At 57.3% G+C, this 25465-nt stretch carries 24 protein-coding genes, 2 tRNA genes and 1 pseudogene; 19 read left to right on the forward strand and 8 right to left on the reverse strand.

Annotated features, from left to right (window positions below; genetic code table 11):
* Positions 1-12 precede the first annotated feature (12 nt).
* Together ACOBR2_RS06385 and ACOBR2_RS06390 are read right to left on the reverse strand one after the other, a co-directional pair.
* Entirely contained in the window at positions 13-1248 is a 1236-nt protein-coding gene (locus ACOBR2_RS06385) for an ISL3 family transposase (RefSeq protein WP_420236124.1), read from the reverse strand.
* A gap of 78 nt (positions 1249-1326) precedes the next feature.
* Positions 1327-1545: pseudogene (locus ACOBR2_RS06390) on the reverse strand (IS5/IS1182 family transposase); the annotation flags it as partial.
* Between the two features lie 301 nt (positions 1546-1846).
* Between ACOBR2_RS06390 and ACOBR2_RS06395 the strand changes: the two are divergent.
* The 16 genes from ACOBR2_RS06395 (at position 1847) to ACOBR2_RS06470 (ending at position 13368) form a co-directional block, all read left to right on the forward strand.
* The gene (locus ACOBR2_RS06395) at positions 1847-3082 is read left to right on the forward strand and encodes an ISL3 family transposase (protein WP_420236124.1); all 1236 of its coding nucleotides are present in this window, start codon (positions 1847-1849) and stop codon (positions 3080-3082) included.
* A 93-nt stretch (positions 3083-3175) separates the two neighbouring features.
* Positions 3176-3709: a hypothetical protein gene (locus ACOBR2_RS06400; protein WP_420239209.1), complete on the forward strand. Its 534-nt coding sequence runs from the start codon at positions 3176-3178 to the stop codon at positions 3707-3709.
* A gap of 2 nt (positions 3710-3711) precedes the next feature.
* Positions 3712-4095, forward strand: coding sequence for a hypothetical protein (locus ACOBR2_RS06405; protein WP_420239210.1), 384 nt, complete (start codon positions 3712-3714; stop codon positions 4093-4095).
* Positions 4096-5694, forward strand: a complete 1599-nt coding sequence (locus ACOBR2_RS06410) for a tail fiber domain-containing protein (protein WP_420239211.1) — start codon at positions 4096-4098, stop codon at positions 5692-5694.
* Positions 5679-6044, forward strand: coding sequence for a hypothetical protein (locus ACOBR2_RS06415; RefSeq protein WP_420239212.1), 366 nt, complete (start codon positions 5679-5681; stop codon positions 6042-6044). Before ACOBR2_RS06410 ends, ACOBR2_RS06415 begins: the two co-directional genes overlap by 16 nt.
* 14 nt (positions 6045-6058) lie before the next feature.
* Positions 6059-6367 (forward strand): hypothetical protein, encoded by a 309-nt coding sequence (locus tag ACOBR2_RS06420; RefSeq protein ID WP_420239213.1) that lies wholly within the window; start codon positions 6059-6061, stop codon positions 6365-6367.
* A gap of 72 nt (positions 6368-6439) precedes the next feature.
* Positions 6440-7057, forward strand: coding sequence for a hypothetical protein (locus ACOBR2_RS06425; protein WP_420239214.1), 618 nt, complete (start codon positions 6440-6442; stop codon positions 7055-7057).
* Complete coding sequence (locus tag ACOBR2_RS06430; RefSeq protein WP_420239215.1) at positions 7058-7675, forward strand: hypothetical protein; 618 nt, start codon at positions 7058-7060, stop codon at positions 7673-7675. It abuts the gene before it with no gap.
* Entirely contained in the window at positions 7668-8081 is a 414-nt protein-coding gene (locus ACOBR2_RS06435; protein WP_420239216.1) for a DUF6950 family protein, read from the forward strand. Before ACOBR2_RS06430 ends, ACOBR2_RS06435 begins: the two co-directional genes overlap by 8 nt.
* Positions 8082-10712, forward strand: coding sequence for a hypothetical protein (locus ACOBR2_RS06440; RefSeq protein ID WP_420239217.1), 2631 nt, complete (start codon positions 8082-8084; stop codon positions 10710-10712).
* 122 nt (positions 10713-10834) lie between these two features.
* The gene (locus tag ACOBR2_RS06445; protein WP_420239218.1) at positions 10835-11113 is read left to right on the forward strand and encodes a hypothetical protein; all 279 of its coding nucleotides are present in this window, start codon (positions 10835-10837) and stop codon (positions 11111-11113) included.
* A gap of 8 nt (positions 11114-11121) precedes the next feature.
* Positions 11122-11415: a hypothetical protein gene (locus tag ACOBR2_RS06450; RefSeq protein ID WP_420239219.1), complete on the forward strand. Its 294-nt coding sequence runs from the start codon at positions 11122-11124 to the stop codon at positions 11413-11415.
* A gap of 69 nt (positions 11416-11484) precedes the next feature.
* Positions 11485-11925, forward strand: coding sequence for a lysozyme (locus tag ACOBR2_RS06455; RefSeq protein WP_420239220.1), 441 nt, complete (start codon positions 11485-11487; stop codon positions 11923-11925).
* 81 nt (positions 11926-12006) lie between these two features.
* On the forward strand, positions 12007-12201 hold the full coding sequence (locus ACOBR2_RS06460) for a hypothetical protein (protein ID WP_420239221.1): 195 nt from the start codon (positions 12007-12009) through the stop codon (positions 12199-12201).
* A 47-nt stretch (positions 12202-12248) separates the two neighbouring features.
* Complete coding sequence (locus tag ACOBR2_RS06465; RefSeq protein ID WP_420239222.1) at positions 12249-12695, forward strand: hypothetical protein; 447 nt, start codon at positions 12249-12251, stop codon at positions 12693-12695.
* Positions 12696-12723: 28 nt separating this feature from the next.
* Positions 12724-13368: a hypothetical protein gene (locus ACOBR2_RS06470; RefSeq protein WP_420239223.1), complete on the forward strand. Its 645-nt coding sequence runs from the start codon at positions 12724-12726 to the stop codon at positions 13366-13368.
* A gap of 160 nt (positions 13369-13528) precedes the next feature.
* Here the strand turns inward: ACOBR2_RS06470 and ACOBR2_RS06475 are convergent.
* Positions 13529-13618 (reverse strand) — tRNA-Ser (locus tag ACOBR2_RS06475).
* Positions 13619-13805: 187 nt separating this feature from the next.
* On the opposite strand from ACOBR2_RS06475, the gene galA reads away from it, so the two are divergent.
* Positions 13806-16322, forward strand: a complete 2517-nt coding sequence (galA, locus tag ACOBR2_RS06480) for a beta-galactosidase GalA (RefSeq protein WP_420239224.1) — start codon at positions 13806-13808, stop codon at positions 16320-16322.
* 78 nt (positions 16323-16400) lie between these two features.
* Here the strand turns inward: galA and ACOBR2_RS06485 are convergent, their stop codons facing one another.
* The 4 genes from ACOBR2_RS06485 to ACOBR2_RS06500 all read right to left on the reverse strand — a co-directional run bounded on the left by ACOBR2_RS06485 (position 16401) and on the right by ACOBR2_RS06500 (position 22442).
* A complete protein-coding gene (locus ACOBR2_RS06485; protein ID WP_420239225.1) occupies positions 16401-19562 on the reverse strand; it encodes an efflux RND transporter permease subunit in 3162 nt (1053 codons plus the stop codon).
* A 1-nt stretch (position 19563) separates the two neighbouring features.
* Entirely contained in the window at positions 19564-20661 is a 1098-nt protein-coding gene (locus tag ACOBR2_RS06490) for an efflux RND transporter periplasmic adaptor subunit (protein ID WP_420239226.1), read from the reverse strand.
* A gap of 50 nt (positions 20662-20711) precedes the next feature.
* A complete protein-coding gene (locus ACOBR2_RS06495; protein ID WP_420239227.1) occupies positions 20712-21980 on the reverse strand; it encodes a TolC family protein in 1269 nt (422 codons plus the stop codon).
* Positions 21981-22052: 72 nt separating this feature from the next.
* On the reverse strand, positions 22053-22442 hold the full coding sequence (locus ACOBR2_RS06500) for a hypothetical protein (protein WP_420239228.1): 390 nt from the start codon (positions 22440-22442) through the stop codon (positions 22053-22055).
* Positions 22443-22583: 141 nt separating this feature from the next.
* On the opposite strand from ACOBR2_RS06500, the gene ACOBR2_RS06505 reads away from it, so the two are divergent.
* Entirely contained in the window at positions 22584-23819 is a 1236-nt protein-coding gene (locus ACOBR2_RS06505; RefSeq protein ID WP_420236124.1) for an ISL3 family transposase, read from the forward strand.
* 295 nt (positions 23820-24114) lie between these two features.
* Positions 24115-24188: transfer RNA gene (locus ACOBR2_RS06510), tRNA-Gln, on the forward strand.
* A 98-nt stretch (positions 24189-24286) separates the two neighbouring features.
* Here the strand turns inward: ACOBR2_RS06510 and ACOBR2_RS06515 are convergent.
* Positions 24287-25462 (reverse strand): tyrosine-type recombinase/integrase, encoded by a 1176-nt coding sequence (locus ACOBR2_RS06515; protein ID WP_420239229.1) that lies wholly within the window; start codon positions 25460-25462, stop codon positions 24287-24289.
* Positions 25463-25465: the final 3 nt, after the last annotated feature.

Consider the following 25465-nt stretch of genomic DNA (forward strand, 5'->3'; position numbering starts at 1 on the left):
AAGGCCATCGTTTTACGCGGCTTTCTGAAAGGCGACGAGTTGGGTTCTTGTGGCGGCCAGCCGTTGCGCTTTCAGCAGCAGGTAGTTGAGATTGCGGTAGCCGCGTCCGCGTCGCAACAGCGCTTTGATGTTGCCGTTGACTGCTTCGACCACCCCCAGGGGAACCTTTGTTCTGCAGTAGTTCAGGATTCCCTCCAGATGGCGAAGCAGCATGTCGGCCAACTTCTCCATGGGCTTGAGCCGCTGCCAGCGCAACTGATCGATCCAGTTCTTCAGGTAGCGCAACATCGCGCCCTCATATCTGTAGCTCCACAGCCGATCCAGACTTTCCTTGAGCAGGTACGCCTTCATCACGCGCCGGTTCAGCGCAAACAGTTCGTTGAGTTGCTGTTTTTGGCGCGCGGTCAGATGCACCCAGCGCGTCAGCAGCAGCCAGCGCTTGCCCTTGACCAGTTCCCGCGCCGGCCCGCCCTTGCGGAAGAACTCCTGGCGGCGCACCTCATCCACAGCCGCTCCGGCGTGCTTCATGATGTGAAATTTGTCATAGATGATGCGGCAGTTGGGCAGCCACTCGGCGATGCTCTGCTTGAACGGTTCCCACATATCGACGCAGGCAGCCTGCACCGCGCCACGTTGAAAGGGGCTCAGTTGCTTGGCGAAGAACTCGTCGAGCGTTTCCTTCTTCCGCTCCGCGCCGAACCACAGAGGCTCGGCGGTCCCGAGGTTGCTCACCACGGTGATGAACTTTTGCTTTTTGCCCACAAAGATCTCGTCCACACCCATCTGCCGCAAGGCCGGCTTGCGCCGCGACTTTGCCCAACGCGCCAGATACCGCTGATCGATGGCCCGCACCGTGCTCGCCGCCAGACCAAACTGCCGCGCTACTCGGCTGGCTGCGGAGCTTTCGCAGGCTTGGCCTACCGCATCCTCGAAACGCTTGCTGAAGGGCGCTTTGCCAGGAAGCAGCGGCACCTTCTCCGCCTTGACGCCGCAGTCCAGGCAACGAACCCGGTACAGCTCGATCACCACCGTGGTCAGATACTCGAAGCACGGCAGATCGCGCACTTCCCGCTCATAGCTGGCTACCATTTCGCCTGTTGGCCTGCCGCAGCCGGAACAGACCAGCAACTTGTTGGCCCGCTTGCGCCGAACCCAAAGCTTCAGCCTTTTGCCAGGCTCGTCAATCTCATGCCGGTAGACCTTGTAGCCCGGCCATCCCAATACCCGCGTCCAATCGTTGTCGCGCATCGGGAGGAGAATAGCCGATTCCACACCTCAAGCAAAACCCGCGAAAATCACGCTGCCTTACAGATTCCTGCGCAGAGCCGAAAAACCAAACCACTGCTGCAAGAAGTACGTGCGGAGCATGATCGACAAGCCTGCTGGTTGGCGGCCGTTGCCAGCCTTGGGATAATGAGGCTCAACCAGCGCCAATAACTCCGCCCACGGCACCACTTGCTCCATCTGATCCAGAAAAAGCTCCCGCTTGCCCTTGCGACCATACTGCTCAAAACTCGCTTGTGACGCCAGTGTTCGTTGCCGCATCGCCCTTGCCCTCTACTTATCATTTTATCCAAGCAGAATGCAGTATTGGGACTTGTGCAGAGTCTCCCTAGAACAGTCTGCGCGGGATATGCAGCAGCGCTTTGATGATTGGGGCCGAGCGGTGGGAGATACGCTTGTCCGGAGCGTTGAGAGCTTCAATGAGGTTGTAGTAAAAACGCTTTCCGGCGACAAGCACGGGAGCTTTCGCGAAGTAGGAAAACCGGCTCTGCGCAGGAATCTGTAAGGCAGCGTGATTTTCGCGGGTTTTGCTTGAGGTGTGGAATCGGCTATTCTCCTCCCGATGCGCGACAACGATTGGACGCGGGTATTGGGATGGCCGGGCTACAAGGTCTACCGGCATGAGATTGACGAGCCTGGCAAAAGGCTGAAGCTTTGGGTTCGGCGCAAGCGGGCCAACAAGTTGCTGGTCTGTTCCGGCTGCGGCAGGCCAACAGGCGAAATGGTAGCCAGCTATGAGCGGGAAGTGCGCGATCTGCCGTGCTTCGAGTATCTGACCACGGTGGTGATCGAGCTGTACCGGGTTCGTTGCCTGGACTGCGGCGTCAAGGCGGAGAAGGTGCCGCTGCTTCCTGGCAAAGCGCCCTTCAGCAAGCGTTTCGAGGATGCGGTAGGCCAAGCCTGCGAAAGCTCCGCAGCCAGCCGAGTAGCGCGGCAGTTTGGTCTGGCGGCGAGCACGGTGCGGGCCATCGATCAGCGGTATCTGGCGCGTTGGGCAAAGTCGCGGCGCAAGCCGGCCTTGCGGCAGATGGGTGTGGACGAGATCTTTGTGGGCAAAAAGCAAAAGTTCATCACCGTGGTGAGCAACCTCGGGACCGCCGAGCCTCTGTGGTTCGGCGCGGAGCGGAAGAAGGAAACGCTCGACGAGTTCTTCGCCAAGCAACTGAGCCCCTTTCAACGTGGCGCGGTGCAGGCTGCCTGCGTCGATATGTGGGAACCGTTCAAGCAGAGCATCGCCGAGTGGCTGCCCAACTGCCGCATCATCTATGACAAATTTCACATCATGAAGCACGCCGGAGCGGCTGTGGATGAGGTGCGCCGCCAGGAGTTCTTCCGCAAGGGCGGGCCGGCGCGGGAACTGGTCAAGGGCAAGCGCTGGCTGCTGCTGACGCGCTGGGTGCATCTGACCGCGCGCCAAAAACAGCAACTCAACGAACTGTTTGCGCTGAACCGGCGCGTGATGAAGGCGTACCTGCTCAAGGAAAGTCTGGATCGGCTGTGGAGCTACAGATATGAGGGCGCGATGTTGCGCTACCTGAAGAACTGGATCGATCAGTTGCGCTGGCAGCGGCTCAAGCCCATGGAGAAGTTGGCCGACATGCTGCTTCGCCATCTGGAGGGAATCCTGAACTACTGCAGAACAAAGGTTCCCCTGGGGGTGGTCGAAGCAGTCAACGGCAACATCAAAGCGCTGTTGCGACGCGGACGCGGCTACCGCAATCTCAACTACCTGCTGCTGAAAGCGCAACGGCTGGCCGCCACAAGAACCCAACTCGTCGCCTTTCAGAAAGCCGCGTAAAACGATGGCCTTTACACATTCTCGTCAAGAGCCCAAAAATCCACCTTTGAGGGACTGAGTAATGCTGCGCTTCAGAAGGCAGAGTCTTCTGGCATGAAGTTGTTGTTTGGAAATTCCGGGAAGAAAACGAATGGGTATAACGTCTGGGTAGACAACTTGGGTGGCGGAGGCGGTTCCTCCAAGGGAGGAACTGGGGCGAACAAAGCGATCAGTGGCATGTCTCATGGATTAATAGGTGGTTTGCTTGGCAAGTTGAATGATTCCGATGCGCTCGGGCGGATGTTTGGAGGGCATCTGTTTGGGTCAGGATCGTTCTTCGGTAATATGTCATCGCACCTCCCTGCCTTTGCGGACGGTGGATCGATCTCCTCTGGAATGCCTTCGCTTATCGGCGAGAGAGGACCTGAAATATTCGTTCCAACATCGTCGGGACGCATTATCCCAAACAATCAAATAGGTAAGTATGGCAGCCAGGGCGGGACTCCGACCTACACAATCGATGCCCGTGGCACAGACGCGGCCATGGTGCATCAGGCGGTGTATCGCGGCATGACCATGGCTCATGCACAAGCCGTGAACGACTCCGTAAAGAGCCTGCATGACCAGGCGCGAAGGACTCCGAGGTAAGCATGGCAATTTCCATCGCATCCATCACCCTCAGTAACTGGCAGGGCGACTCCACTATCGCCCTGCGCATTGACGTTGACCAGACGTTTACGAGTGAGGCGGGCAATATCTGGCTCAAAACGCTGGGCAATCCTGCGGGCAAGGGCGATTTTTACCAGCAGTTCGCCTGCACTGTCAGCGGCAACAACCTCACTCTTCCGGAAATCAGTCTGGACTCGACGACGGACAGCCCGGATAATCCTGCTGCCCGGTACAGGGCCGTCCTCGTAGACACATCCACCGGGGATGTTCTCCAGCGTTTTGGTCCGGCGTTCTCGCTAGCTCCCGGCGACGCTTCAACCACATGGCCTGCAATCTTCATCTCTGTTGCGCAGGGGAATTGCTAAATGAAATACCTGTTTTTTGTTCTCTTTTTCGGGTCTGCGCTTTGCGCCAGTGCCAGCACAACGGCAATTACGGCCAGCAATATCACCGATGTGACCGGTAACAGAATTGCCTCGGCGCGGCTGTGTTTCGCGGCGGTGGACGAGGACGGCGATCCGATCGGCTATCGATCCGGCACGGCGCAGGTGGTACCGGCCAAGAAATGCGGAATCGTCTCCAACGGTGTGCTGCAATCGGGCTTCACTGTGCTCGATTCCTCCACCACGGTGCCGACAAATGTGCGCTATCACATCACGCTGTCGCCCACGGGCAACATAGCCATTACGCAGCGCGATTTCGGCATCACTACGATTACTGGATCCTCGTGGACGCTGGACACGTTTGACGCAAGCACCACGGCGTTGCCGTCAATCTACACGGCCTCTTCGACGAGTGGGGATTTGGCCGTCAATGGCAATTTGAGTATCTCCGGAACATTGACGCTCGGCAATACGGTAGTCAACGGAACCCTGAGCACGACGGGCGCGGCGACGCTGGCCAGTGCGACGGTGAGCGGTGTTTTTGGTGTTACCGGGACCAGCACGCTGAGTAATACGGCGATCAGTGGAACGCTGGGCGTGACTGGCGCAGCTACGTTAGCCGGTATGCTCACTACCGGTCCGATCACGGAGAGTGGTAGCACGGGGAACACGTTTACGATCACGGGGACCGGGAGCACGTATAACGCCCTGGCGGTAATTCAATCATCTCTGGCGACGGGTTTTTATTACACTGGCTTTCAGGCCGGGACAGCTGTGAACTCTTCTTTCAACTCTGCTATTTTTCAATTTGCGAACGCTGGCGGAGCTGGCAGCACAGGTAACTATGCTTCGATGGCCGTATATGGTGGCGCACCTTTAGCTGTCTTCGGAACCGGCGATGTAGCAGTCGCCACGGCCACGGATTGTGGATATAGGCTGTGTGTGAATGGAAGTGCTGATATTGGGGGCACCGTTTTTTTAAAAGGTAATGGCATGTATGACACATTCCTTGTTCAAGGCGCATACATCGACTGGAATTACGGCAATGGTTCGGGTGAAACGGATTTTATAAATAACAGAGGGTCTGGGCCTGGAGGTTTTGACTGGTATAACGCAACCACCTTAGGGGCAGTCGTTTCGTCGATCATGACGCTGTCCGGTAGCGGTGCATTGACTGTACCCGGCGCTGTCACGGGCGCAAGCTGGACAGCTACATCCGACAAACGCGAAAAGCACAACATCAAGACGCTCGATCCCGAGCTTGCCCTGAAAGAAGTTAACAAAATCCGTGCTGTCCAATTTGATTGGAATTCCGGCGACGATCACCAGCGCCAGACGGGCTGGATCGCGCAGGAGGTTGAGGCGGGCGGGCTGCGCAGCTCTGTAAATGTCAAGCCGGGTACTGTGCATCATGCGGACGGGACCATGGTAGACGTGGCCGACTTCCGCACCCTCAAGCAGAACGAAATGACGGCCGTCCTGTGGAGTGCCGTGCAGGAACTGAACCGTAAAGTGGACGGCCTTGGGCCTGCCCCCAAACAGCATCGCATCGGGAGGAAATTTCCATGGCTTGGGTTATAGCGAGCGGCATTACGGACAGCAATACCGACCTGTCATTGGCTGGCATGTACTTCAAGATTCAGAACGTACAAGTTGACCACACAAACAAACATGCGATGGTGACCAGCGCAATCTACGCGTCGGAGGCGGCGCGCACGGCTGGCAAGCAGCCGTACAAATCGCCGATCATCACCACTTTTGGCGATGCGTGTACGACCAGCACGGAGCAGTTTACGGCTGCATTCGCCGGGACGATTGCTTCCAGTGCTACAACCCCCAAGGATGCTCTGCTCAAGGCCGCATACGCTGCCATCCAGACGCATCCCGACCTGAGCGCAATGCTAACTGGAGCCACCGACACGGTGGCATAAGGAGGAAAGATTTGATGAAGAAGGTACTTTTTGTCGCAGTGATTGCTCTGGTCGCAGTTGTGGCGCAGGCGCAGGAGAAACCGCAAAAGGCCGAGCCGCCGGCAGAGCAATCCCTGGCAGAGTTGCACATGATCGTGGCTGCGCAGAAGCAGCAGATCGTTGATCTGCAGCGGCAGTTGCTGATTGCACAGCAAGCAGCGCTTGGGGCTGATGTGGCCAAGCGGTTTAACGATGCTGCTGCGTCTGCGTATGTCGAGGCGCAGTCGGCAGACACTGCGCTGAAGAGCGAAAAGAAGAAGGACGAAAACAAGGCGCAGAAGTAGACGCCATTCAGTATCGACGAAAGCAGGCCTCTTCGGGGGCCTGCTTCTTTTTGGTGGAAGAGGTGGGGCTGGATGACGATTCTGCAATGCCCGCACTACGCGTTGCGCGGTGTAAGCGGGCCACAGAGCATCGAGTGGACCAACAATGAAGCGGTGGCCACCACGCAGAGCCCGTTTACCGGCGCGGTCAAGACCTATGACTGGGGCGCTTCGTGGTGGTCTGCTCAGGTGTCGTTCAACAAGATGGACCGCCGCAGCTATAGCGCCTGGAGTGCTTTTCTGCTGGCCTGCCGTGGCGGCGTAAATACCTTCCTGCTGGGCGATCCCAAGGCTCGGTACCCTCTGGGCTCTGCTCTTGGCACGCCGACGGTAAACGGCGCGCAGACGGGCTACAGCCTGGTCACGGCCGGGTGGCAGGCCAGCCAGCAGTGCCTATTCTTCGCGGGCGATTACATTCAGATCGGCAACCGGCTCTACCGCATCACGGCCAATGTGGCCTCGGATAGTACAGGGGCGGCGACGTTGCCGATCTGGCCAAACCTGCGCGCAGACAATCAGGTGGATGCCCTTCCCATCATCACGCGTGACTGCAAGGGGCTCTTCAAACTAAAGCCGACGGCAACCACCGGCAGCGTGACAACGGACGCTCTGTGGGGCATAGGGGCGCTGGAAATCATCGAGGCGATTTAGATGCGCGATCTGTCAATAGAAATGGTCGCGGCGTTGATCGCGGATGTCGTGTACCCGAGTGTCCTCGTTGACCTCTGCTTTGAGGACAACACTCTCCACGTCTGGAACGGCTCGGGCAATGTTGTGTGGAACGGCAACACTTACCTGGGCGTTGGTGACTTTGGCACCATTGGAGCTATGACCGAGACGATTGCCACAGAGGCAAAGGGTACAACCCTCAGCCTCAGCGGCATCGACTCGACACTGCTGGCTGAGTGCATGGGTGAAATTACCGCGTTCAACACGTGTAATGTTTATCTCTGCTTCTGGGATGGCCCAAATCATACCAGCATCATCTCACAGCCGTTTTTGTCTCTCACCGGGTATCTGGATTCGCCGGTCATTGAGGACGACGGAAAGACGTCGACAATTCAGGTCAGCGTGGAGAATCCTCTGCTGGATATGAACCGCATCTGCGTGCGCCGCTACACGGCGGACGATAACCGCATTGACATTGCCGCCCGGCTGACAGCGCTGGGGCTTTCCACATCAACCACGGATACGTTCTTTTCCTTTGTTAATGCGATCCAGTTGGCGCAGGTGTGGTGGGGAACCAATCCTGCGAGCACGAATGACTAGACTTCCTGATTGGCAAAAACGCCTGAACGTCTATCTGGCCTCATGCTCTGAAAAGGAATTCGCCTATGGTAAGTATGATTGCGGGCAATTTGCCATCGGAGCCATCTACGCGGTAACGGACGTACGGCCTGAGTTCCCTTTCGCGTACTCCACGCGAAAATCCGCATTCAAAGTGGTCAAAACGCTGACCGGTGCCGCGACCATGAATGCCATTGCAACGCAGATCATGCGAGGCCTTGGCGTTGAGCCGCGCACCGATACGGCCTTCGCGCAGCGGGGCAACCTTGTACTTCTCAAGTCCGGCGCGGTGGGAATCATCGATCTGAACGGTCGTGTGGCCACTCCGGCAAAACATGGCCTCACTCATCTTGATCGGCCAACGATCCGCAAATTCTGGGGAATCTAAATGGCAAAAGCGGTAACAGAAATCGCGCTCGGAGCCGCGGCTGTCGGTGCGTCGTTTGCGGTCCCCGGCTCGGGTGTGGCCATTATGGGTACGACTATGAGCAAGGCAGCGCTGACTGGCATCCTGACCTCTTTCGGCGCGTCGATGCTGATGGGCGGCGCAGCGGACGCCATGAAGGCCCTTGACCAGCATGCGGGCATCGCGACGCAATGCAAATCGCCAACCGGCCCGCACTGCATCATCTATGGCTGGGCACTGGTTGGCGGCACCAAGGTGTACATCACCGAAAACAGCAACGTTGGCAATGCCACTACGAGCAACAACAAGCAACTCCATCAGGTCTCTGTACTAGCTTCGCATCCGTGCGCCCTCGATAAGGGGTACAGCCTGTGGGCGAATCAGAAAGCAATCACGATCACACCTGCTACCTATGGGTATGGGTATTCGTCTTGTTCGCCGACGCAGATTACCAGCAATATCAGCAGTCTTTCGGTCACGAACGGCGTCGCTGAAATTGTTCTGGAATCAGGAGACAGTGAACTCGATGGGCAGCTCATTCAGGTGAAAAATTGCAGCCCTAACACCTTGAACGGAAAATTCATTTTCACTCAGGGTGCAGATGACTGCCACTATTCCTACACGTGCGGAGTCACTGACAGCACAGCGACAAGTTTGGGTTGCATCACTACTACTTTCCCGGACTACAGCAACAAGATCTTCTTCCATATTTTGGACGGCACGAATACGAGCACCTTTCCTCTGCTGCTGAGCGCCGGAACGGATTGGAACTCGTCCTGTGTGGGCTACGGCTACACGACTGTCTATGTGCAGTGCGGTTACGATTCAAGCTATTTCTCAGCTCTGCCGAATCTTCAGTTTTTGCTTTATGGAAAAAACACGCTCATCGATCCTCGCACGGGATCCCTTGTCAGTACCGCAAATGGCGTGAGTTCGTTTTTTTACGGGTGGTCAGATAATCCTGCAGTTTGCATCATGGATTACCTGATGACTCCGCGTGAGCGTGGCGGGTTTGGCTTGACGGCCAGTCAGATTGACAAGACGTCCTTCAGCACGGCCGCCAATGTGTGCGATGAGGTGGTATCGCTGGCGGATGGCGGCACGGAGCGAACCTACACGCTCAACGGCTGCTTTATGCTGACCGAGACGCGCGGTTCGATCCTCAATAAAATGCTGTCGTCGTGCGCCGGGCGCATTACGTTGAATGGCGGAAAGTTCGGCCTGCAGGTTGGTGTTGCGCAGACTCCTACGTTGACCATCACGCCTGATTGGCTGGTTGGCGGCGTCACCTACAGGCCAAAGACGACGCTGACATCGCTCTTTAACGCGGTGAAGGGAACGTATGCCAGCCCTGAGAACCTGTACATGCCGAGCGATTTTCCTGCCTATCTGCAGGACACTGAGCATGGGTACAGTACCGACCAGTATCTTGTGCAGGACGGTAATGAGCGCATTTACGCTGAAATCGATCTGCCGTTCACGCAGTCGGCCAGCATGGCGCAGAGGTTGGCAAAGATACATCTGATGCGGACGCGGTTTCAGGAGCGCCTCTCGCTCACCACGGACGTGCGCGGCTACCAACTCACGGCGGGCGACTGGGTTTATGTGAACATCCCCCGATATGGCCTCACGGAGCACATGTTTGAGGTGCAGGAGTCCAGTCTGGAAATCCAGGGCAAGGCTCTGGTCTGCAGGCTCGAGCTGAAAGAGGTGGACGACTCCATCTTCTCGTGGTCTACCTCGGAAGAATTGACGCCACAGGGATACTCGTACCCGTCCTCCAGCCCTTTGATTAATGATCCGACCGGCTTGCTTGTGTATAGCGGCTCGGGAAACTCTTCTGAGGGCCTGCCGAATACGATCACAACAAATGCGGATGGCTCGATCAGCATCTCGCTCTACGTGCAGTGGGATGCGATTACGGATAGCGACATTGAGAGCATGCAGGTGCAGTACATGCTCTCAGGTGGGTCGAGTTGGACCGCGCTCTCTGACGTGAATATCTCTGCCTCGTCGGTGCTAATTGGTGGCGCGACTGCAGGCGCAACCTACTTGGTGCGCATCCGTTGCAAGTCGTATTCCGGCGTGTACTCGGACTGGGTAGAGAACGCTGGCTCTGAGGTGTGTGATGCGTACGGCGCATCGGCTACCTCGATGAATCCGCTAGCGAGCGGGTGCCTGATCGTCATTGCGAGTAGCGACGGCACGGCCTGTGCGTATCTCTCCAGCCCTATCACATTCACGATCAACGGAAATTCATTTTCAATTGTGCCCGAGTACACGTACTTCTCGGGCCTCGCGCAGTCTACCGTCTATTACGCTTTTTACTGCGATCCAACCTTTGCAAACATCACACCCAACGTGCAGTTAACCACCTCGCCGAGCACCTTTCAAGGAAAGGCCGGCTACTTCTACCTAGCCTGCGTTACGACGCCGAGTTACTCCACACGTTACCAGCCCACAGAGTATTACAACGACATGATGATGGCTACTGGCGGCACCCGTCAGGCGACCGTAAATCCGACGTATGCCTACGACAACAATCTGGGCACATGTGCGGTTGTCGGCGGTACTGTGTATAGTTCTTCATCGTCTTCGGGGAGTGCGACGTGACCGTAAGCACGCAGGTTGTAAGTGGCGAAATTTCTTTTCCGGTCGGTAGCGGTGGCGGAACCACAATTGCCGAAGGTAGGACTACTTATGGTGGGTTCCCAGCTATAACTTTAACGGCAGCGATGACGCTGTGTATCGTCTGCTCCGCATCTTTTAGCACCACGGGAACGGCTACCATCGAAGTGAGTTATGGCGGAACGTCTTGGATGGCTGAAGGCACCAGCGCGATGAGTGTAACTGCGGCCACCATCACCGCCGCGAATGCAACCACCACTTACACGGTCTCGATTCCTTCCGGGGTTGATATTTCCACGCTAGCGATTGGTTTTATTGTGGTCCCTGATGGCGCGGGCGGCAATGGCAGTATCTACCTCAATGTCTACGACATCTACATCCAGTAAGGAGCCCTATGGGCGATCAGGTTGCAGTGCTTCTGCTCGAAGAGTTTCGGGCATTCAGGGATACCGAGTTCCGAGAGTTTCGCGAGTCAGTCGCATCTCAGCAGCGCATTACTGCTGAGCGCGTTACAGCGCTGGAGGTTGTCGTAAGGGATGGCCTGATCGACAATGGCCATGATTGCCGCATGACGGCCGTCGAGCGCAAGGTCGATGGTTTGCAGCGCTGGCGCTGGCAGGCGACCGCCATTGCAGCGACCGTCACGACGGTTGCTGGATGGGTGAGCAAACATGTTTTCGGTTGGTAGGCCACAAAGAATCACTCACAGGTCAGCTCATCAATGAGCTGGCCTTTTGCTTTAAGGAGGAATTTCCAGATGAGTCAGATGCAATACAGCCGGAGCGGCTTGCATTTAACCGAGCAATTTGAGGGATGCAAGCTCAAGGCATACCTGGACAGCAACAACGTGCCGACAATCGGCTATGGCCACACGCGGGGTGTGCGGCTCGGCATGACCTGCACGCAGGCGCAGGCCGAGGCCTGGCTGGCTCAGGACATTACCTGGGCCGAGTCCGAGGTGAATCGCCTCGTGCATGTGCAGCTCACGCGGCACGAGTTCGATGCGTTGGTCGATTTCACGTTCAACTGCGGCTGCGGCAGCTTCGACCATTCGCAGCTGCTAGCGCTCATCAATCGCGGGGATCTGCAGGCGGCTGCGCTGGAGTTTGAAAAGTGGGATAAATGCAGCGGCCAAGTCGTGGCTGGGCTGTTGCGGCGTCGCGTGGCTGAGCGCAGCGAGTTTTTGAGCAATGCCTGAGTTTAGGCGGTTGCCGCAAGTGTGCCGGGCTTTCGGGCTCGGCTTTTTTGCGCGCGCAATGCGCGCTGGAACGGAGACGGTATGAACACCCTTCCGCAGCAGTTTTGGCCCATCGCCATCATCGCGCTGGGTTCTCTGCTGGCCGTGACTGCCTATGTTTGCCCTGGCAATGCCACGGCACAGCATGACCTTTTTACGCTGGCCTCTTCGCTCGCCTCAGGCGGCCTTGGCGCATTCATTGGCCAAACGAAGAAGGGGCCAAACCCTCAGCAGTAAACCCGCCTGCATTGCAGGCTGAACCAATCAGCATGGAGGCTGACATTATGAGCGTATTCGTAACTATCATCAAGGACACGGAAACTGATCTGGCCAAGGTTGAAAAGGTGTTTGTGAAGATCTTCAAGAAGAGCCCGACCTGGCTGGGTCTCGTGGATTCTTTTGTGGTTGCCACGGCTCCGGAAATTGAGGCCGTCGTCCTCGTGGTTGATCCCACTGCCGAGCCCGAGGTTGCGGCTATTTTGAAGGCCATCGAGACTGCGCTGGCCACCGCCAAGGCGGCTGCGACGGACCTGGCCGATGCCACCACGGCGAAGGCTGCGCTTGATGCGCTGAAGGCCGATTTGCCCGAGCTGCTGGCCACCGCTCAGGTGAAGAATTCCACACTGACCGCGACCATCGAGAAGGTGGCCGACAAAGCTATCGCGAGCGTCGAGGTGTTGATCGATGCCTACGAGGCTGCGACCAGCAGCACCAGCACGGCGGCAGCCTAATATGCCGCGCTGGCTGCAAACTGTAACGATGAGGGCGGCAGCCGCATGGCTGTCGCCCTCGGCTTTGCTGTTTGTCGTTCTAGCCATCCTGGCATGGCGGTATGTGCCTCCGGTGGCCACACGTGGCATCGCGGCGCTGGATGGCGTCAACGGCGCGCTGGATACGCTCAACCGGCCCAGTACCGGCCTGCTGGCCCGCATAGACGCGGCTCTGGCCAACGTCAACGCGGCCTCGCAGGCGTGGAGTGATTCGAGCAGGCAGCAAGCGGCCGGCGTGAATGCGATTCTGCGCGATACGCGGGCCACGCTCTGGCAGGTCAATCATGCGGTGGCGGCCGTGGGCATTCTCTCGGGATCACTTACGGAAGCGGCACAGAGCGCGGGTGTGGCGCTCGTGGCCACGGGGCGGGTGGTTGACGGTGTTGTGCCGCTGGAAACGCAGCTGGGGGCCACAGCGCGGCAGTATGAGCAGGTGGGCGCGGCGGCTGTGCCGGTGCTGAAGAATGCTCAGGTGGCCAGCAAGCAGGCAGCCATCATGGCCACGGATGGCCGCAAGGTGGCTGACCATCTGGAGGCTGATCTGGATCGGCCAAAGTCGTGGTGGGAAAAGGCTCTTCCAGCGATTGTTATGTGGGGTGAGCGCGGGGTGCGGGCGTTGAAGAATGTTTTCTAGGGGGGCTAAATCGTTGTCGCGCAATAAAGATTTTGTCGCGCAAAACAGATGGAATAGGTTAGATTTACTGGATTTTATGGAATGGCGAGAAAGAGAAGAATTGACTTAAAGTGTTTTGAATGTTGTAAGTGAGTGAAAATGAATGATTTATATATATCTATGGCGGAGAGACAGGGATTCGAACCCTGGATACCCTTTCGAGTATACACGCTTTCCAAGCGTGCGCCTTCAGCCACTCGGCCATCTCTCCGGCTTTAATCCGACTTATTGAATGTAACATATCCGGTGCGACTTTGCCCGGCCCGGAAGCGAAGAAACGGAGGAAAACTTGAGGGCGTCAGTAATCGTTTACATGTGCCGCCGCCATCGGGTATATTTCCTTTTTCGAATGTATCCCAAGGCCATTCATGGCCAATATGCATTTTTTGAGGTTTACCATGCCTGGTTTCTCTCGTCGTAACCTGCTGTATTCAGGATTGGCGCTTTCCGCTACCTCTGTGCTGGCCCGCTCGGCCTGGGCGCAGGTGGCTGCGGCAGTTGCGCAACAAGAAGTTGAGGCCCATGCTTTGGCCGCGCTTGGCCCGCGCGAACAACTGCTTTTTGATTTCGATTGGAAGTTTCAGTTCGGCCATGGGGCCGACCCGGCACGTGACCTGGGCTTTGGCACCGATCAGGGCGACTTTGCCAAGACCGGAGATTTCAAGTTTGCCAAGGCTGGCTATGACGACGCCAAATGGCGCAAGCTGAACTTGCCCCACGACTGGGCGGTGGAACTGCCGTTTGTCTGGGATGAAGCGCTGAATTCGCATGGCTACAAGCCAATTGGCCGCAAGTATCCCGAGACCAGCGTGGGCTGGTACCGTCGCGAGTTTTCGGTGACGGAAGCGGATGCCGCCAAGCGGCTGGTGCTGGAGTTCGATGGCGCGTTTCGCAGCGTGCTGGTGTTTGTGAACGGCTGCTTTGTAGGCCGTAACGACAATGGTTATGCGCCCTTCCGCTACGACATTACAGACTTTGTGAATGCGGGCGCGAAGAACTGCGTGGCCCTCCGTGTGGATGCCAGCTTTGGCGACGGATGGTTCTACGAGGGTGCGGGCATCTATCGCCACGTGTGGCTCACCAAGGTCGATCCGCTGCATCTGGGCAAGTGGGAGAGCTGGGTGCGGACTCCCAAGATCGAGCCGCATGCCGCGACGATTGAGTTGGGAACGGTGGTTGAGAATCAGGGTGCGCAGAGCGAGAAGGCCAGCGTATCCTGGCGCATTCTGAACGCTGCGGGCAAGACCGTGGCGACGGCGGAGGCCGCAGCGCAGACGGTGAATGCCGACGGCAGCGTGGCCTACACGGCCAGCGCGAAGATAGCCGATCCAGCCTTGTGGTCGCTGGAAGAAGCGAATCTGTACACCGCGGAAGTTTCTCTGAGCGTGGCAGGCAAGGTGCGCGATGCTGAGCGCGTGCAGTTTGGTGTGCGCATGGTCCGCTTCGATGCGGACAAGGGATTCTTCCTGAACGGCAAGCCCGTAAAGATTCAGGGCACATGCAACCATCAGGATCATGCGGGCGTGGGTGCGGCGCTGCCGGATCGTCTGCAGTGGTTCCGCCTGGGTGTGCTCAAGCAGATGGGCTCGAACGCGGTGCGTACCTCGCACAATATGCCTACGCAGGAGTGGGTGGAAGCCTGCGACCGCATGGGCATGATGATGATGTGCGAGACGCGGCAGATGAGCTCCAGCGCTGAAGGACTGGCGCAACTGGAGCTGATGATCAAGCGCTATCGCAATGCGCCTGCCATCATTCTGTGGTCCATTGGGAATGAAGAATGGCACCTGCAGAACGATGAGGCCGAGCTTGGCAAAAAGATTGCGGCCACCATGGTGCAGCGCTGCCATGAGCTTGATCCGACGCGTGTGGTTTCGGCTGCGGTGAATGGCGACAATGCCAAGGGTGTTTCCGATGCGCTCGATATTATTGGCTTCAACTACAACCTGAAATACCCGGACGATTTTCACAAGAAGCATCCGACCAGGCCCATCTTCGGCTCGGAGACGGCCAGTACCGTCTTCACGCGCGGAGAATACTTTACCGATGCCAAGCGCAACGTGGTGAGCGCCTACGATCTGAATGTGCCCAAGTGGGCCAACAGCACCGAAGAGTGGGTGAGCTTCTATGGCACGCGGGAGTGGGAGGCGGGCGGCTTTGCCTGGACCGGCTTCGACTATCGTGGTGAGCCAACCCCCTACGCGTGGCCGTCGATCAACTCCCAGTTCGGCATTGTGGACATGTGCGGATTCCCCAAGGATGCGTACTATTACTACAAGTCGTGGTGGGGCACTGAGCCGGTCTTGCATCTGTTTCCGCACTGGAACTTCGCAGGCAAGGAAGGCGAGCTGATTCCCGTGTGGGTCTACTCGAATCAGGAAGAGGTTGAGCTCTTCTTGAATGGCGAGAGTCAGGGCAAAAAGAAGATTGCCAAGTTCGGTCATGCGGAGTGGAAGGTGAAGTATGCGCCCGGCGTGATTGAAGCTCGCGGCTGGAAGGATGGTAAGCAGACCCTGGTGGAAAAACGCGAAACCACCGGAGAGCCCGTTGCCATCCGGCTGACGGCGGACCGTACCGAGATCAATGCCGATGGTGAAGATGTGGCTTTGCTCAAGGTGGAGGTGCTCGACAAGGAAGGCCGCGCCGTGCCGACTGCAGACAATCTGATCAGCTTCAAGGTGAGCGGTGCTGGTGAGTTGATTGGCGTGGGCAATGGCAATCCCAACTGCCAGGAGAGCGACAAGGAGTCGAAGCGCTCACTCTTCAACGGGCTTGCGCAGGCGATTGTGCAGGCCACCAAGCAGGCGGGCGAGATTCACATTGAGACAGAGAAGGACGGTTGGGATGGACCGGAGTTGACCGGAGCCAAACTGACCATTACAACGCGCGGCGTGCAGGCTCGGCCGACAATTTAATCCGTAGTAAATGAAAAATCCCCGGCGCTCGATGAGAGCCGGGGATTTTTTATGTGCCCAGAGGGAGGATTACTGGGGTTATTCTTCTTCTGCGGCAGGTTCAACGACCGGCAGCACATCGTCTTCACGGGCCATCCACACATAGAGTGTGGGCAGCAGGAAGATGCCAATGACCAGATTAGCAAGCAGGCCGCCAACGATCACGATGGCAAAGGGCCGCTGTGAGTCAGAGCCGATGGCGTGTGAGACGGCAGCGGGCAGCAAGCCGAGAGTGGCCACCAGCATGGTCATCAGAATGGCGCGCAGGCGCAGGACGGCTCCTTCCACAGCCGCATCCACGATGCTCTGAGAGCTGGTTTCGCGCATGCCCTTGCGATGAGCACGCAACTGGTTGATGTACTCCAGCATGATGACGCCAATCTCTACCGAAACGCCGAACAGCGCCAGGAAGCCGACAGCGGAGGAGACCGAGAAGTTGGTGTGGGTGAGGAACAGCGCCAGCGGTCCGCCAATCGAGGCCATGACCACTGAAACCATAATCAGCATGGCCCACTTGAACGAGCGGAACATGGTGTAGAGCAACAGGAAGATGGCCAGGACGGTAATCGGAACAACGATGGCCATGCGCTGGTTGGCGCGTTGCTGGCTGGCAAATTCGCCAGCCCACTCAAGGTGATAGCCCGTGGGGAGCTGAACGTTGTGGTTCACCTTGTTGATGGCTTCGGTCACCGTGGAGCCAAGATCACGGCCACGCACCGAGTACTTGATGGCGATGTAACGCTGGCCGCCTTCGCGATAAATTTCTTCCGCGCCATCGTCGGTAGAGGTCTTGGTGAGTTGAGCCAGAGAAACGCGTTCTCCCGAAGGTGCCAGCAGGCGTACGTTATCGATGGCCTCGCGTGTATCGCGATAAGGCTGCTGATAGCGGAGCGTCACATCGTAGCGTGCTTCGCCCTGCTGCACCTGGGTGAGCGCATTTGCACCCACGGCGGTTTGAATCGCGTCCTGAACGTCGCTGACGTTGATGCCCCAACGTGCTGCGGCCTCACGGTCAACAGTGTAGTTCAGGTTGGGCTGGCCGATGATGCGGAAGATGCCCAGGTCTTCAACGCCGCGTACAGCAGCCATCTGCGACTGGATCTCGTCGGCCTTCTTTTCAAGAGTGTGCAGATCGTCGCCGTAGAGCTTGACGGCTAGTTCGCCCTTCACGCCCGAGACGGCCTCTTCCATGTTGTCGCTGATGGGTTGGGAGTAGTTCCACAGCACGCCAGGGAACTTCTGCAGTTCCTTGTCGATGGCCTCGATGACCAGTTCCTTGTTTTGGTGGAAGGCTGGTCTCCACTGTTCGCGTGGCTTCAGATCAACGAAGTATTCTGTATTGAAGAAGCCCGTCGTGTCGGTGCCATCATCGGGACGGCCTGTCTGACTGATCACCTGTTTAACTTCAGGGAACGAAGCCATTATCACGCGAGCTTTGTTCATGAAGGCGATAGAGTCGGTGGGGCCTTCGCTCGGTGGCAGAGTGCCACGCACCCAGATGGATCCTTCATCCAGATGGGGCAGGAACTCACTGCCGACCGGGCCTCCAAATGCCAGATAGACGGCGATGGCGAACAGAATCGCCGCGATGCCGAAGGTCCATTGGCGATGCAGGATGGCCGCACGTACGGCGGTGCGATAGTGGCCGGTGAGCCAGGTCATCAGCGGGTTCTCCCACTCCTTTGCACCTTTGCGGAAGAAGAGGCTGGCCATCACTGGAGCAACTACGATGGCGAACAACAAAGCACCGGCAAGCGCAAAGGAGACCGTCCAGGCCATGGGCTTGAACAGACGACCTTCAACGGCTTCCAGCGTGAAGATGGGAAGATAGGAAACGATGATGATGCCGCGTGCGAAAAAGACCGGACGCTGTACTTCATAGACCGCATCGCGAATCTTCTGTATGGGGGTTCGTGTGTCGCCGGTGTGAGCCATATGGCGGATGATGTTTTCAATCATCACCACGGAGCCGTCGACGACCATGCCGAAGTCCAGAGCGCCCAGCGAAAGAAGGTTGGCGGGAATGTGTGCGATGTCCAGACAGATGCAGGCAAACAGCAACGCAAACGGAATGGTGAGTGCCACGATGATTGCGCCACGGACGTTGCCGAGGAAGACAAACAAAATGATCGAGACAAGCAACATGCCGGCGGTGAGGTTATCTTCCACCGTCTTGACGGTGAACTTCACCAGATCCGAACGGTCGAGGAAGGGAACCACTTTAACGCCATGCGGCAGAAGGTTATGGTTAAGCTTGTCTACCTCCTGATGAATGCTGGTAAGCACGGAATCGCTATCGCGGCCCTTCTGCAGGAGCACGATGCCTTCGACCGTGTCAGGATTGTCGACGATAGTTCCGTCTTCCTTGTGGAAGGATCGGCCGATCTGGCCCAGGCGGATCTTCGGCCCTTGTTCGACGGAAGCAATGTCCTTGATGCGTACAGGTGTTCCGTTGGCCGATTTTACTACCGTATTTTCAATGTCGCTGATGCCGGTGAATAAACCAAGGGCCTGTACGTTGATTTGCTGCGTGCCCTGCTCGATGAAGCTGCCGCCGCCGTTGGTGTTGTTGTTCTGCAGAGCCTGTTCAACCTGTGCAATGCTCAGGCCGTAGCTGACCAGTTTTTCGGGATCAAGCTTGACCTGGTATTCCTTGGTAGGGCCGCCGAAACTGGAGACGTCCACCACACCATCGACGCTCTTGAAGTTCTTTTCGATCGTCCAGTCTTCAAGTGACTTCTTTTCCATCACGTCATAGGAGGGGTTGGTGCTTTCGAGCGTGTACCAGTAGATCTGGCCAACCGGGCTCCAGTCTGTGCCCATTTGCGGCACCAGACCTGCGGGCAGGCTTACCTGATTGAGCCGTTCGAGCACATGCTCACGGTTCTGATCGCCGATGGAACTATCGTCGAAGATCAGCATCAGGCTCGACAGGCCTGCAAGCGAGGTGGAACGCAGATGAGTCAGGTGGGGGATGCCGGCCATCTGGATTTCGACCGGCACGGTGACCTGGCGCTCAACCTCTTCAGCGGAGCGGCCCGGCCACTGGGTGATGATTTGTACGTAGTTGTTGGCTACGTCGGGATAGGCTTCGATCGGCAGGCTGCGGAAGCTGAGTACGCCCCATACCGAGAGCAGAACCACGGCGCCCAGAACCAGCCAATGGTTCTTCAGTGCGAAATTCACAAGTGCACGAATCATGCTATTGGTTCCCCGCAGTGTCGAGCAGCAGGGCGTTGGTCACAACCTGCTGGCCGGGTTGAATGCCGGAAAGAAGCTGCTGGCGGTTGCCGTCAAGCATCTTGCCAGCCTCCACCTGTACGCGACGGAAGTGATTGTCGCCGGCCGGTACGTAGACCCAGTTGCGATCATGCAGATGCAGTACGGCATTGGCTGGCACGGTGGCGTAAGTCTGCTTGCTGCGGCTGGAGAAGGTGGCCGTGGCAAACATGCCCAGCTTCAGAAAGCCCGGATTGGCCACTTCCATGCGTACCTTGGCCGTGCGTAACGCGGGGTCGAGGATGGGGCCAATGTCACTGACGCGCCCGGTCAAAGGCTTGTCCGGAAAGGCGTTGAAGGTGATGCTGGCTTGCTGGCCAAGCTGCAGCTTGGGAATGTCGTTCTCATACACATCGCAGACCACCCACACGGTGGAGAGATCGGCAATGGTGAAGGCCGTCGACGAACCGGAAAGGCTTACGCCCGCAGCCGAAGCATTGGTCACGTTCTGCGCTACGATCACGCCCGAGATGGGTGCGTAAACGGGCACTACGCTGCTCGGATGCGCCTTGTTCACGCCCAGCGTCTTCAGCTGCTCTTCAGCGGCGTTCAGGTCGGCCTTGGCGTTCTTGGCCGTGTCTTCGGCCTGTTCCAGCTGAGCCTGCGCGATGGCGCCGTGCTTGAACAGATCGTCGGCGCGCTTGAATGCCTTGTCGGCCACCTGCTCGTCGTTGGTGGCCTTCAGATATACATCGAAGGCTGCAGTCACGTCGGGGCTCTGTACCTTCAACAGCAGTTGGCCCTTCTTTACGTTGTCGTCCAGGCGGGCATGAATGTCCACCACGCGGCCGTTGGCCATGGAGATCACCGGAACTTCCCGCGATACATCGGGTTGCACCGCTCCAGTGGCCTTCAACTGGGATGTATCCTCCACTGACTCCGCCGCCGCCAACTGGAACTTGGCCACATCGTTCGGGTCAATGGCGATGGTGTTCATGTCTGCGATCTGCACTACCTTGGCAGGTGGAGGTGCCGTCGCTCCATCGTCCTTTTTTTTGCAGCCGACTGTAGTCAAAAGCATCGTTGCCGCAAGAGCAGGCAACACAACAAGAGTGCAACGGGAAGAATCCATCATGGAAGAACCTCGCTTCCGGCCGCCAGATTAAGCTGGCCGGCGGCGGTTAAATAAGAACCAATCAGTTGAGCGTAGGCAAGCTGCACCTGGCGGAAGTCGCTCTGCGCGTTCAGAAAGTCCATCAGCGAAGCGCTGCCATGCTCATACGAATACGTCACCGTATCGCGTACGCGCAGCGCCTGATCGTTGTACTTCGCCTTGTAGGGCTTCAGAAGGTTAATGTTGCTCTGTACCTGTGCGTAGGCCGAGTCCACATCGCTGAAGACCTGGGCGCGGGCTGCATCGGTCAACTGCTTGTTGCGGTCAATGTCGATCAGCGTGCGTTGCTTCTCGCCCTGATTGCGATCGAAGATGCGCAGCGGAACGCTTACGCTCAGGCCCAGCGTCTGATTGGCATTGGGATTGTTGTTCGATGCATTCCACGTGTACCAGCTGCTGAAGGTTGGGTCGGTGGAACCGTTGGCCTCGGCCAGCTTGTGGTTGGTCTGGGCCTGCTCTACGGCCTTCAACGCCGCACGTAGGTCAGGCCGCGCATCCAGCGCCATCTGCCGATAGTCCTCAAGCTGCTTCAGCTCCGGACTGAACTCAAAGAGTCCCACCACGTCAAACTGCTCGACCGGTGTTTTGTCGTTGAGCATCTGCTGCAGCTGAATCTTTGAGGTGCGCAGGTTGACGGCGGCCTGCTCCAGCTCCGATTCATACTGCACCCGTAGCAATTCGATGCGGTCCAGATCGATCTGTGCCAGATCGCCAGCCTTGAAGCGTTCATTGCTGATCTCGATGATGTGGTCGTAGTAAGCGAGATCGTCCTTGGCGAGGCGCAAAACTTCTTTGGCCTGGAGCGTCTGCACATAGAGTGTGCGCAGGTTGAAGAGCATATTGCGCTTCAGATCCTCGTGCTCCAACGCGGTGATCTGGGTGCCCTGCTTGGCGCTTTCCTGCCGCAGATCACGCTTGTGATCGCGCTCATGCAGATAGCTGAAGGAGCTTTGCACGTCGGTGCCGGAGAGTGGCTGCCAGACGCCGTTGTGGCGGGCGATCTGGGTGCCATCGGTGCCGACCGTTAGCTGCGGATTGGGTCGCAGATGCGCCGTTGTCTCTTCGGCCTTCATCTCGTCAACCGAAAGCTCATCGGCCCTCAGTTGCGGATTGGCCGCTTCAAAACGCGTCTTCAACTCGTCCCATGTCAGGGATTGCTGTGCCTGTACCGGCATCCAGATAAGCGCCAGCGCCACAGCCGCGAGTGCGTGGGGATGAAATTTCATGGAGAACCTTTGCGCCGCTACTAGGCGGCGTGTTGTTGGGGGCGGAATGGGGAATGAAGAAAGGCGTAAAGACTAAGCCAATGGCGGGGGACGATTGACCGGCTGCATCAGCGCCGGGGAAACAACTACCGTAACGGAAAGATCGCGGATTCGCTGAGCAAACCCGGATTCCGGAAAGAGTATATCCATTGCGGTGGCCGGAAGCATGGCGGTTGCAGGAAAAAAAACATGCAACTCATCTGCCTGATGATCGCGACGCATGGTTGTGTCGGTTTCGGCAGGATTTTGCGCAGCCATCAGGTCGTCGGTGAGGGAAATGACCGGGAAAAGAATCAGCAACAGCGCGGCGATGGCAACCAGATGCAATCTGTGTTGCGCTCTGGCAGGGGCAGGCTGGCGCCACCAGAGCGTCACCATGGTTGCCGCAATTGCCAGCCACACGAGATTGAGAATGCTTTCCACTGTTAAGCCGATTCTATCGTAAGCAGTTAAAAGAGAGGCATAAGCAAAATGAAAGGAAAATGGGCTCTGCGCAGGAATCTGTAAGGCAGCGTGATTTTCGCGGGTTTTGCTTGAGGTGTGGAATCGGCTATTCTCCTCCCGATGCGCGACAACGATTGGACGCGGGTATTGGGATGGCCGGGCTACAAGGTCTACCGGCATGAGATTGACGAGCCTGGCAAAAGGCTGAAGCTTTGGGTTCGGCGCAAGCGGGCCAACAAGTTGCTGGTCTGTTCCGGCTGCGGCAGGCCAACAGGCGAAATGGTAGCCAGCTATGAGCGGGAAGTGCGCGATCTGCCGTGCTTCGAGTATCTGACCACGGTGGTGATCGAGCTGTACCGGGTTCGTTGCCTGGACTGCGGCGTCAAGGCGGAGAAGGTGCCGCTGCTTCCTGGCAAAGCGCCCTTCAGCAAGCGTTTCGAGGATGCGGTAGGCCAAGCCTGCGAAAGCTCCGCAGCCAGCCGAGTAGCGCGGCAGTTTGGTCTGGCGGCGAGCACGGTGCGGGCCATCGATCAGCGGTATCTGGCGCGTTGGGCAAAGTCGCGGCGCAAGCCGGCCTTGCGGCAGATGGGTGTGGACGAGATCTTTGTGGGCAAAAAGCAAAAGTTCATCACCGTGGTGAGCAACCTCGGGACCGCCGAGCCTCTGTGGTTCGGCGCGGAGCGGAAGAAGGAAACGCTCGACGAGTTCTTCGCCAAGCAACTGAGCCCCTTTCAACGTGGCGCGGTGCAGGCTGCCTGCGTCGATATGTGGGAACCGTTCAAGCAGAGCATCGCCGAGTGGCTGCCCAACTGCCGCATCATCTATGACAAATTTCACATCATGAAGCACGCCGGAGCGGCTGTGGATGAGGTGCGCCGCCAGGAGTTCTTCCGCAAGGGCGGGCCGGCGCGGGAACTGGTCAAGGGCAAGCGCTGGCTGCTGCTGACGCGCTGGGTGCATCTGACCGCGCGCCAAAAACAGCAACTCAACGAACTGTTTGCGCTGAACCGGCGCGTGATGAAGGCGTACCTGCTCAAGGAAAGTCTGGATCGGCTGTGGAGCTACAGATATGAGGGCGCGATGTTGCGCTACCTGAAGAACTGGATCGATCAGTTGCGCTGGCAGCGGCTCAAGCCCATGGAGAAGTTGGCCGACATGCTGCTTCGCCATCTGGAGGGAATCCTGAACTACTGCAGAACAAAGGTTCCCCTGGGGGTGGTCGAAGCAGTCAACGGCAACATCAAAGCGCTGTTGCGACGCGGACGCGGCTACCGCAATCTCAACTACCTGCTGCTGAAAGCGCAACGGCTGGCCGCCACAAGAACCCAACTCGTCGCCTTTCAGAAAGCCGCGTAAAACGATGGCCTTTACACATTCTCGTCAAGAGCCGGAAAATGCAGCAAAAGCTCCCTTGTTGGTTGGACGAATAACTCGCCAAAACAGTTGATAGGCGAGAGCCACGAGGGGATCAGGCGACGCAACAGAGTCAATCTGTGGAAAAATTGGCACACTTCATAGGTCATATCGGAAGGAGATGGAGAAAAATCTAGTAAAAACAGGGGAAAATCAAGAAGTTTGACCCAGGCCCCGATCCCGTTTATATTTGAAAAGTCGGCGGTTGAAACACACCAAGAGCCGCTAAGACAAATGCTGCCCCCTCGTTCAATGGTAGGACAGCCGCCTCTGGAGCGGCATATCGGGGTTCGACTCCCTGGGGGGCAGCCAATAGAAAATAAAAGAGTTACATACCAAAAATAGCCTTCCAAAAAACTCCTGTCTGGGGACAATTCTGGGGATGAATTTTTTCTGTTCTTCCTTTTCACTCATGCCAATCTCTCCACAATTTCCAATTTCGTGCCGTTGTTACGTCGATCGATAATCTGTCGTGCCCTCTGATCGACGATCATGTGCAGGTATTTCTCGGTAGTGCTGATCGACGTGTGTCCCATGATCTTCTTGAGCGTGGCCAGGTCACCGCCGTGCTCAAGGAAGCTGGTAGCGAACTCGTGCCGTGCGCAGTAGAGAACATACTTCTCTGGAAGACAGGATGCTTCCCGAGCAGATTCCCATTGCTTGGATACGTTCACCCGGTGATCGACAGATGACTTGCGCTTCGGCTGCTTTCCCTCGCTGATCGCTTTAGCTAGTGGCCAGCTGATCTCTAGTTCCAGACTCACGGCCCGGATACTGGCTCCAGTGGCGAACATATCCAGCGCCCTGCGCTGCGTGGCACCGTCGATGAACGTCGGGGTTGGGAAAACCCATAGGCTTCCATTGTTGCGCCGTACAGTGAGCAGCTGGCGCATTCTTGAGGACATTGGGACAAAGCGGCGCGACTCAGGGGTTTTCCCTCGGGGGATAAATATCTCATCTCGATCCCACGCCACATTTTCCCAGCGCATTTTTAACACTTCTTCAGGCCTCATTCCGCAGTCAAGCATGATCTGGAATACGTCGGCGCAATCGTCATCCATATTTTTCAGCAACAATGTTTCGATCTGCTTGGAGATCCGGAGTTCTCGGTTTGCAGCCTTGGTGCGTCCGATGCGCGGCGCGGCGGCCAAATAGCCATTGTCGGCTGCCCAGTGCAGCATTCGGCTCAGGGTAGACTGGCAGCCTCGCGCTTCCCACGCTCCGCCGCGAAACTTCAGAGTGCTCGCGGTCCCCTTCGTAATGGTGTCAATGCGCATCGCCGCTACTGGCGTGTCCCTGAGCTGATCCCACCCATGTTTTAGGTTTCGCAGTGTCTGGTATGCCTTGTTTCCGGCAGCGTACGCCGCTTCCTGCTCAGCTAGGAATAGGGGGGCGATCTGGGCAAGCGTGGGAGATTTGCGGCTACGCGGGTTTACTTTTCCGCTAAGCACCTTGGATCGCTCCATTGCTTCAACGGATTGTGCCCTTCCCTTTGAACGCTCCTCGGTTGTACCTCGATAGCGCTTTCCAGCGATCTTGAAATCGTATTGGTAAAAAGGGCTTTTCTCGACTTTAAAAACAGACATGAA

Source organism: Telmatobacter bradus (genome assembly GCF_048629425.1).
In the GTDB taxonomy this organism is placed as follows: domain Bacteria; phylum Acidobacteriota; class Terriglobia; order Terriglobales; family Acidobacteriaceae; genus Telmatobacter; species Telmatobacter bradus.

Bases quoted from the DNA above. Each gene is read 5' to 3' on its own strand.
- ACOBR2_RS06385 (WP_420236124.1), bottom strand. From the start codon at position 1,248: ATGCGCGACAACGATTGGACGCGGGTATTGGGATGGCCGGGCTACAAG.
- ACOBR2_RS06395 (WP_420236124.1), top strand. From the start codon at position 1,847: ATGCGCGACAACGATTGGACGCGGGTATTGGGATGGCCGGGCTACAAG.
- ACOBR2_RS06400 (WP_420239209.1), top strand. From the start codon at position 3,176: ATGAAGTTGTTGTTTGGAAATTCCGGGAAGAAAACGAATGGGTATAAC.
- ACOBR2_RS06405 (WP_420239210.1), top strand. From the start codon at position 3,712: ATGGCAATTTCCATCGCATCCATCACCCTCAGTAACTGGCAGGGCGAC.
- ACOBR2_RS06410 (WP_420239211.1), top strand. From the start codon at position 4,096: ATGAAATACCTGTTTTTTGTTCTCTTTTTCGGGTCTGCGCTTTGCGCC.
- ACOBR2_RS06415 (WP_420239212.1), top strand. From the start codon at position 5,679: ATGGCTTGGGTTATAGCGAGCGGCATTACGGACAGCAATACCGACCTG.
- ACOBR2_RS06420 (WP_420239213.1), top strand. From the start codon at position 6,059: ATGAAGAAGGTACTTTTTGTCGCAGTGATTGCTCTGGTCGCAGTTGTG.
- ACOBR2_RS06425 (WP_420239214.1), top strand. From the start codon at position 6,440: ATGACGATTCTGCAATGCCCGCACTACGCGTTGCGCGGTGTAAGCGGG.
- ACOBR2_RS06430 (WP_420239215.1), top strand. From the start codon at position 7,058: ATGCGCGATCTGTCAATAGAAATGGTCGCGGCGTTGATCGCGGATGTC.
- ACOBR2_RS06435 (WP_420239216.1), top strand. From the start codon at position 7,668: ATGACTAGACTTCCTGATTGGCAAAAACGCCTGAACGTCTATCTGGCC.
- ACOBR2_RS06440 (WP_420239217.1), top strand. From the start codon at position 8,082: ATGGCAAAAGCGGTAACAGAAATCGCGCTCGGAGCCGCGGCTGTCGGT.
- ACOBR2_RS06445 (WP_420239218.1), top strand. From the start codon at position 10,835: ATGACGCTGTGTATCGTCTGCTCCGCATCTTTTAGCACCACGGGAACG.
- ACOBR2_RS06450 (WP_420239219.1), top strand. From the start codon at position 11,122: ATGGGCGATCAGGTTGCAGTGCTTCTGCTCGAAGAGTTTCGGGCATTC.
- ACOBR2_RS06455 (WP_420239220.1), top strand. From the start codon at position 11,485: ATGAGTCAGATGCAATACAGCCGGAGCGGCTTGCATTTAACCGAGCAA.
- ACOBR2_RS06460 (WP_420239221.1), top strand. From the start codon at position 12,007: ATGAACACCCTTCCGCAGCAGTTTTGGCCCATCGCCATCATCGCGCTG.
- ACOBR2_RS06465 (WP_420239222.1), top strand. From the start codon at position 12,249: ATGAGCGTATTCGTAACTATCATCAAGGACACGGAAACTGATCTGGCC.
- ACOBR2_RS06470 (WP_420239223.1), top strand. From the start codon at position 12,724: ATGAGGGCGGCAGCCGCATGGCTGTCGCCCTCGGCTTTGCTGTTTGTC.
- galA (WP_420239224.1), top strand. From the start codon at position 13,806: ATGCCTGGTTTCTCTCGTCGTAACCTGCTGTATTCAGGATTGGCGCTT.
- ACOBR2_RS06485 (WP_420239225.1), bottom strand. From the start codon at position 19,562: ATGATTCGTGCACTTGTGAATTTCGCACTGAAGAACCATTGGCTGGTT.
- ACOBR2_RS06490 (WP_420239226.1), bottom strand. From the start codon at position 20,661: ATGCTTTTGACTACAGTCGGCTGCAAAAAAAAGGACGATGGAGCGACG.
- ACOBR2_RS06495 (WP_420239227.1), bottom strand. From the start codon at position 21,980: ATGAAATTTCATCCCCACGCACTCGCGGCTGTGGCGCTGGCGCTTATC.
- ACOBR2_RS06505 (WP_420236124.1), top strand. From the start codon at position 22,584: ATGCGCGACAACGATTGGACGCGGGTATTGGGATGGCCGGGCTACAAG.
- ACOBR2_RS06515 (WP_420239229.1), bottom strand. From the start codon at position 25,462: ATGTCTGTTTTTAAAGTCGAGAAAAGCCCTTTTTACCAATACGATTTC.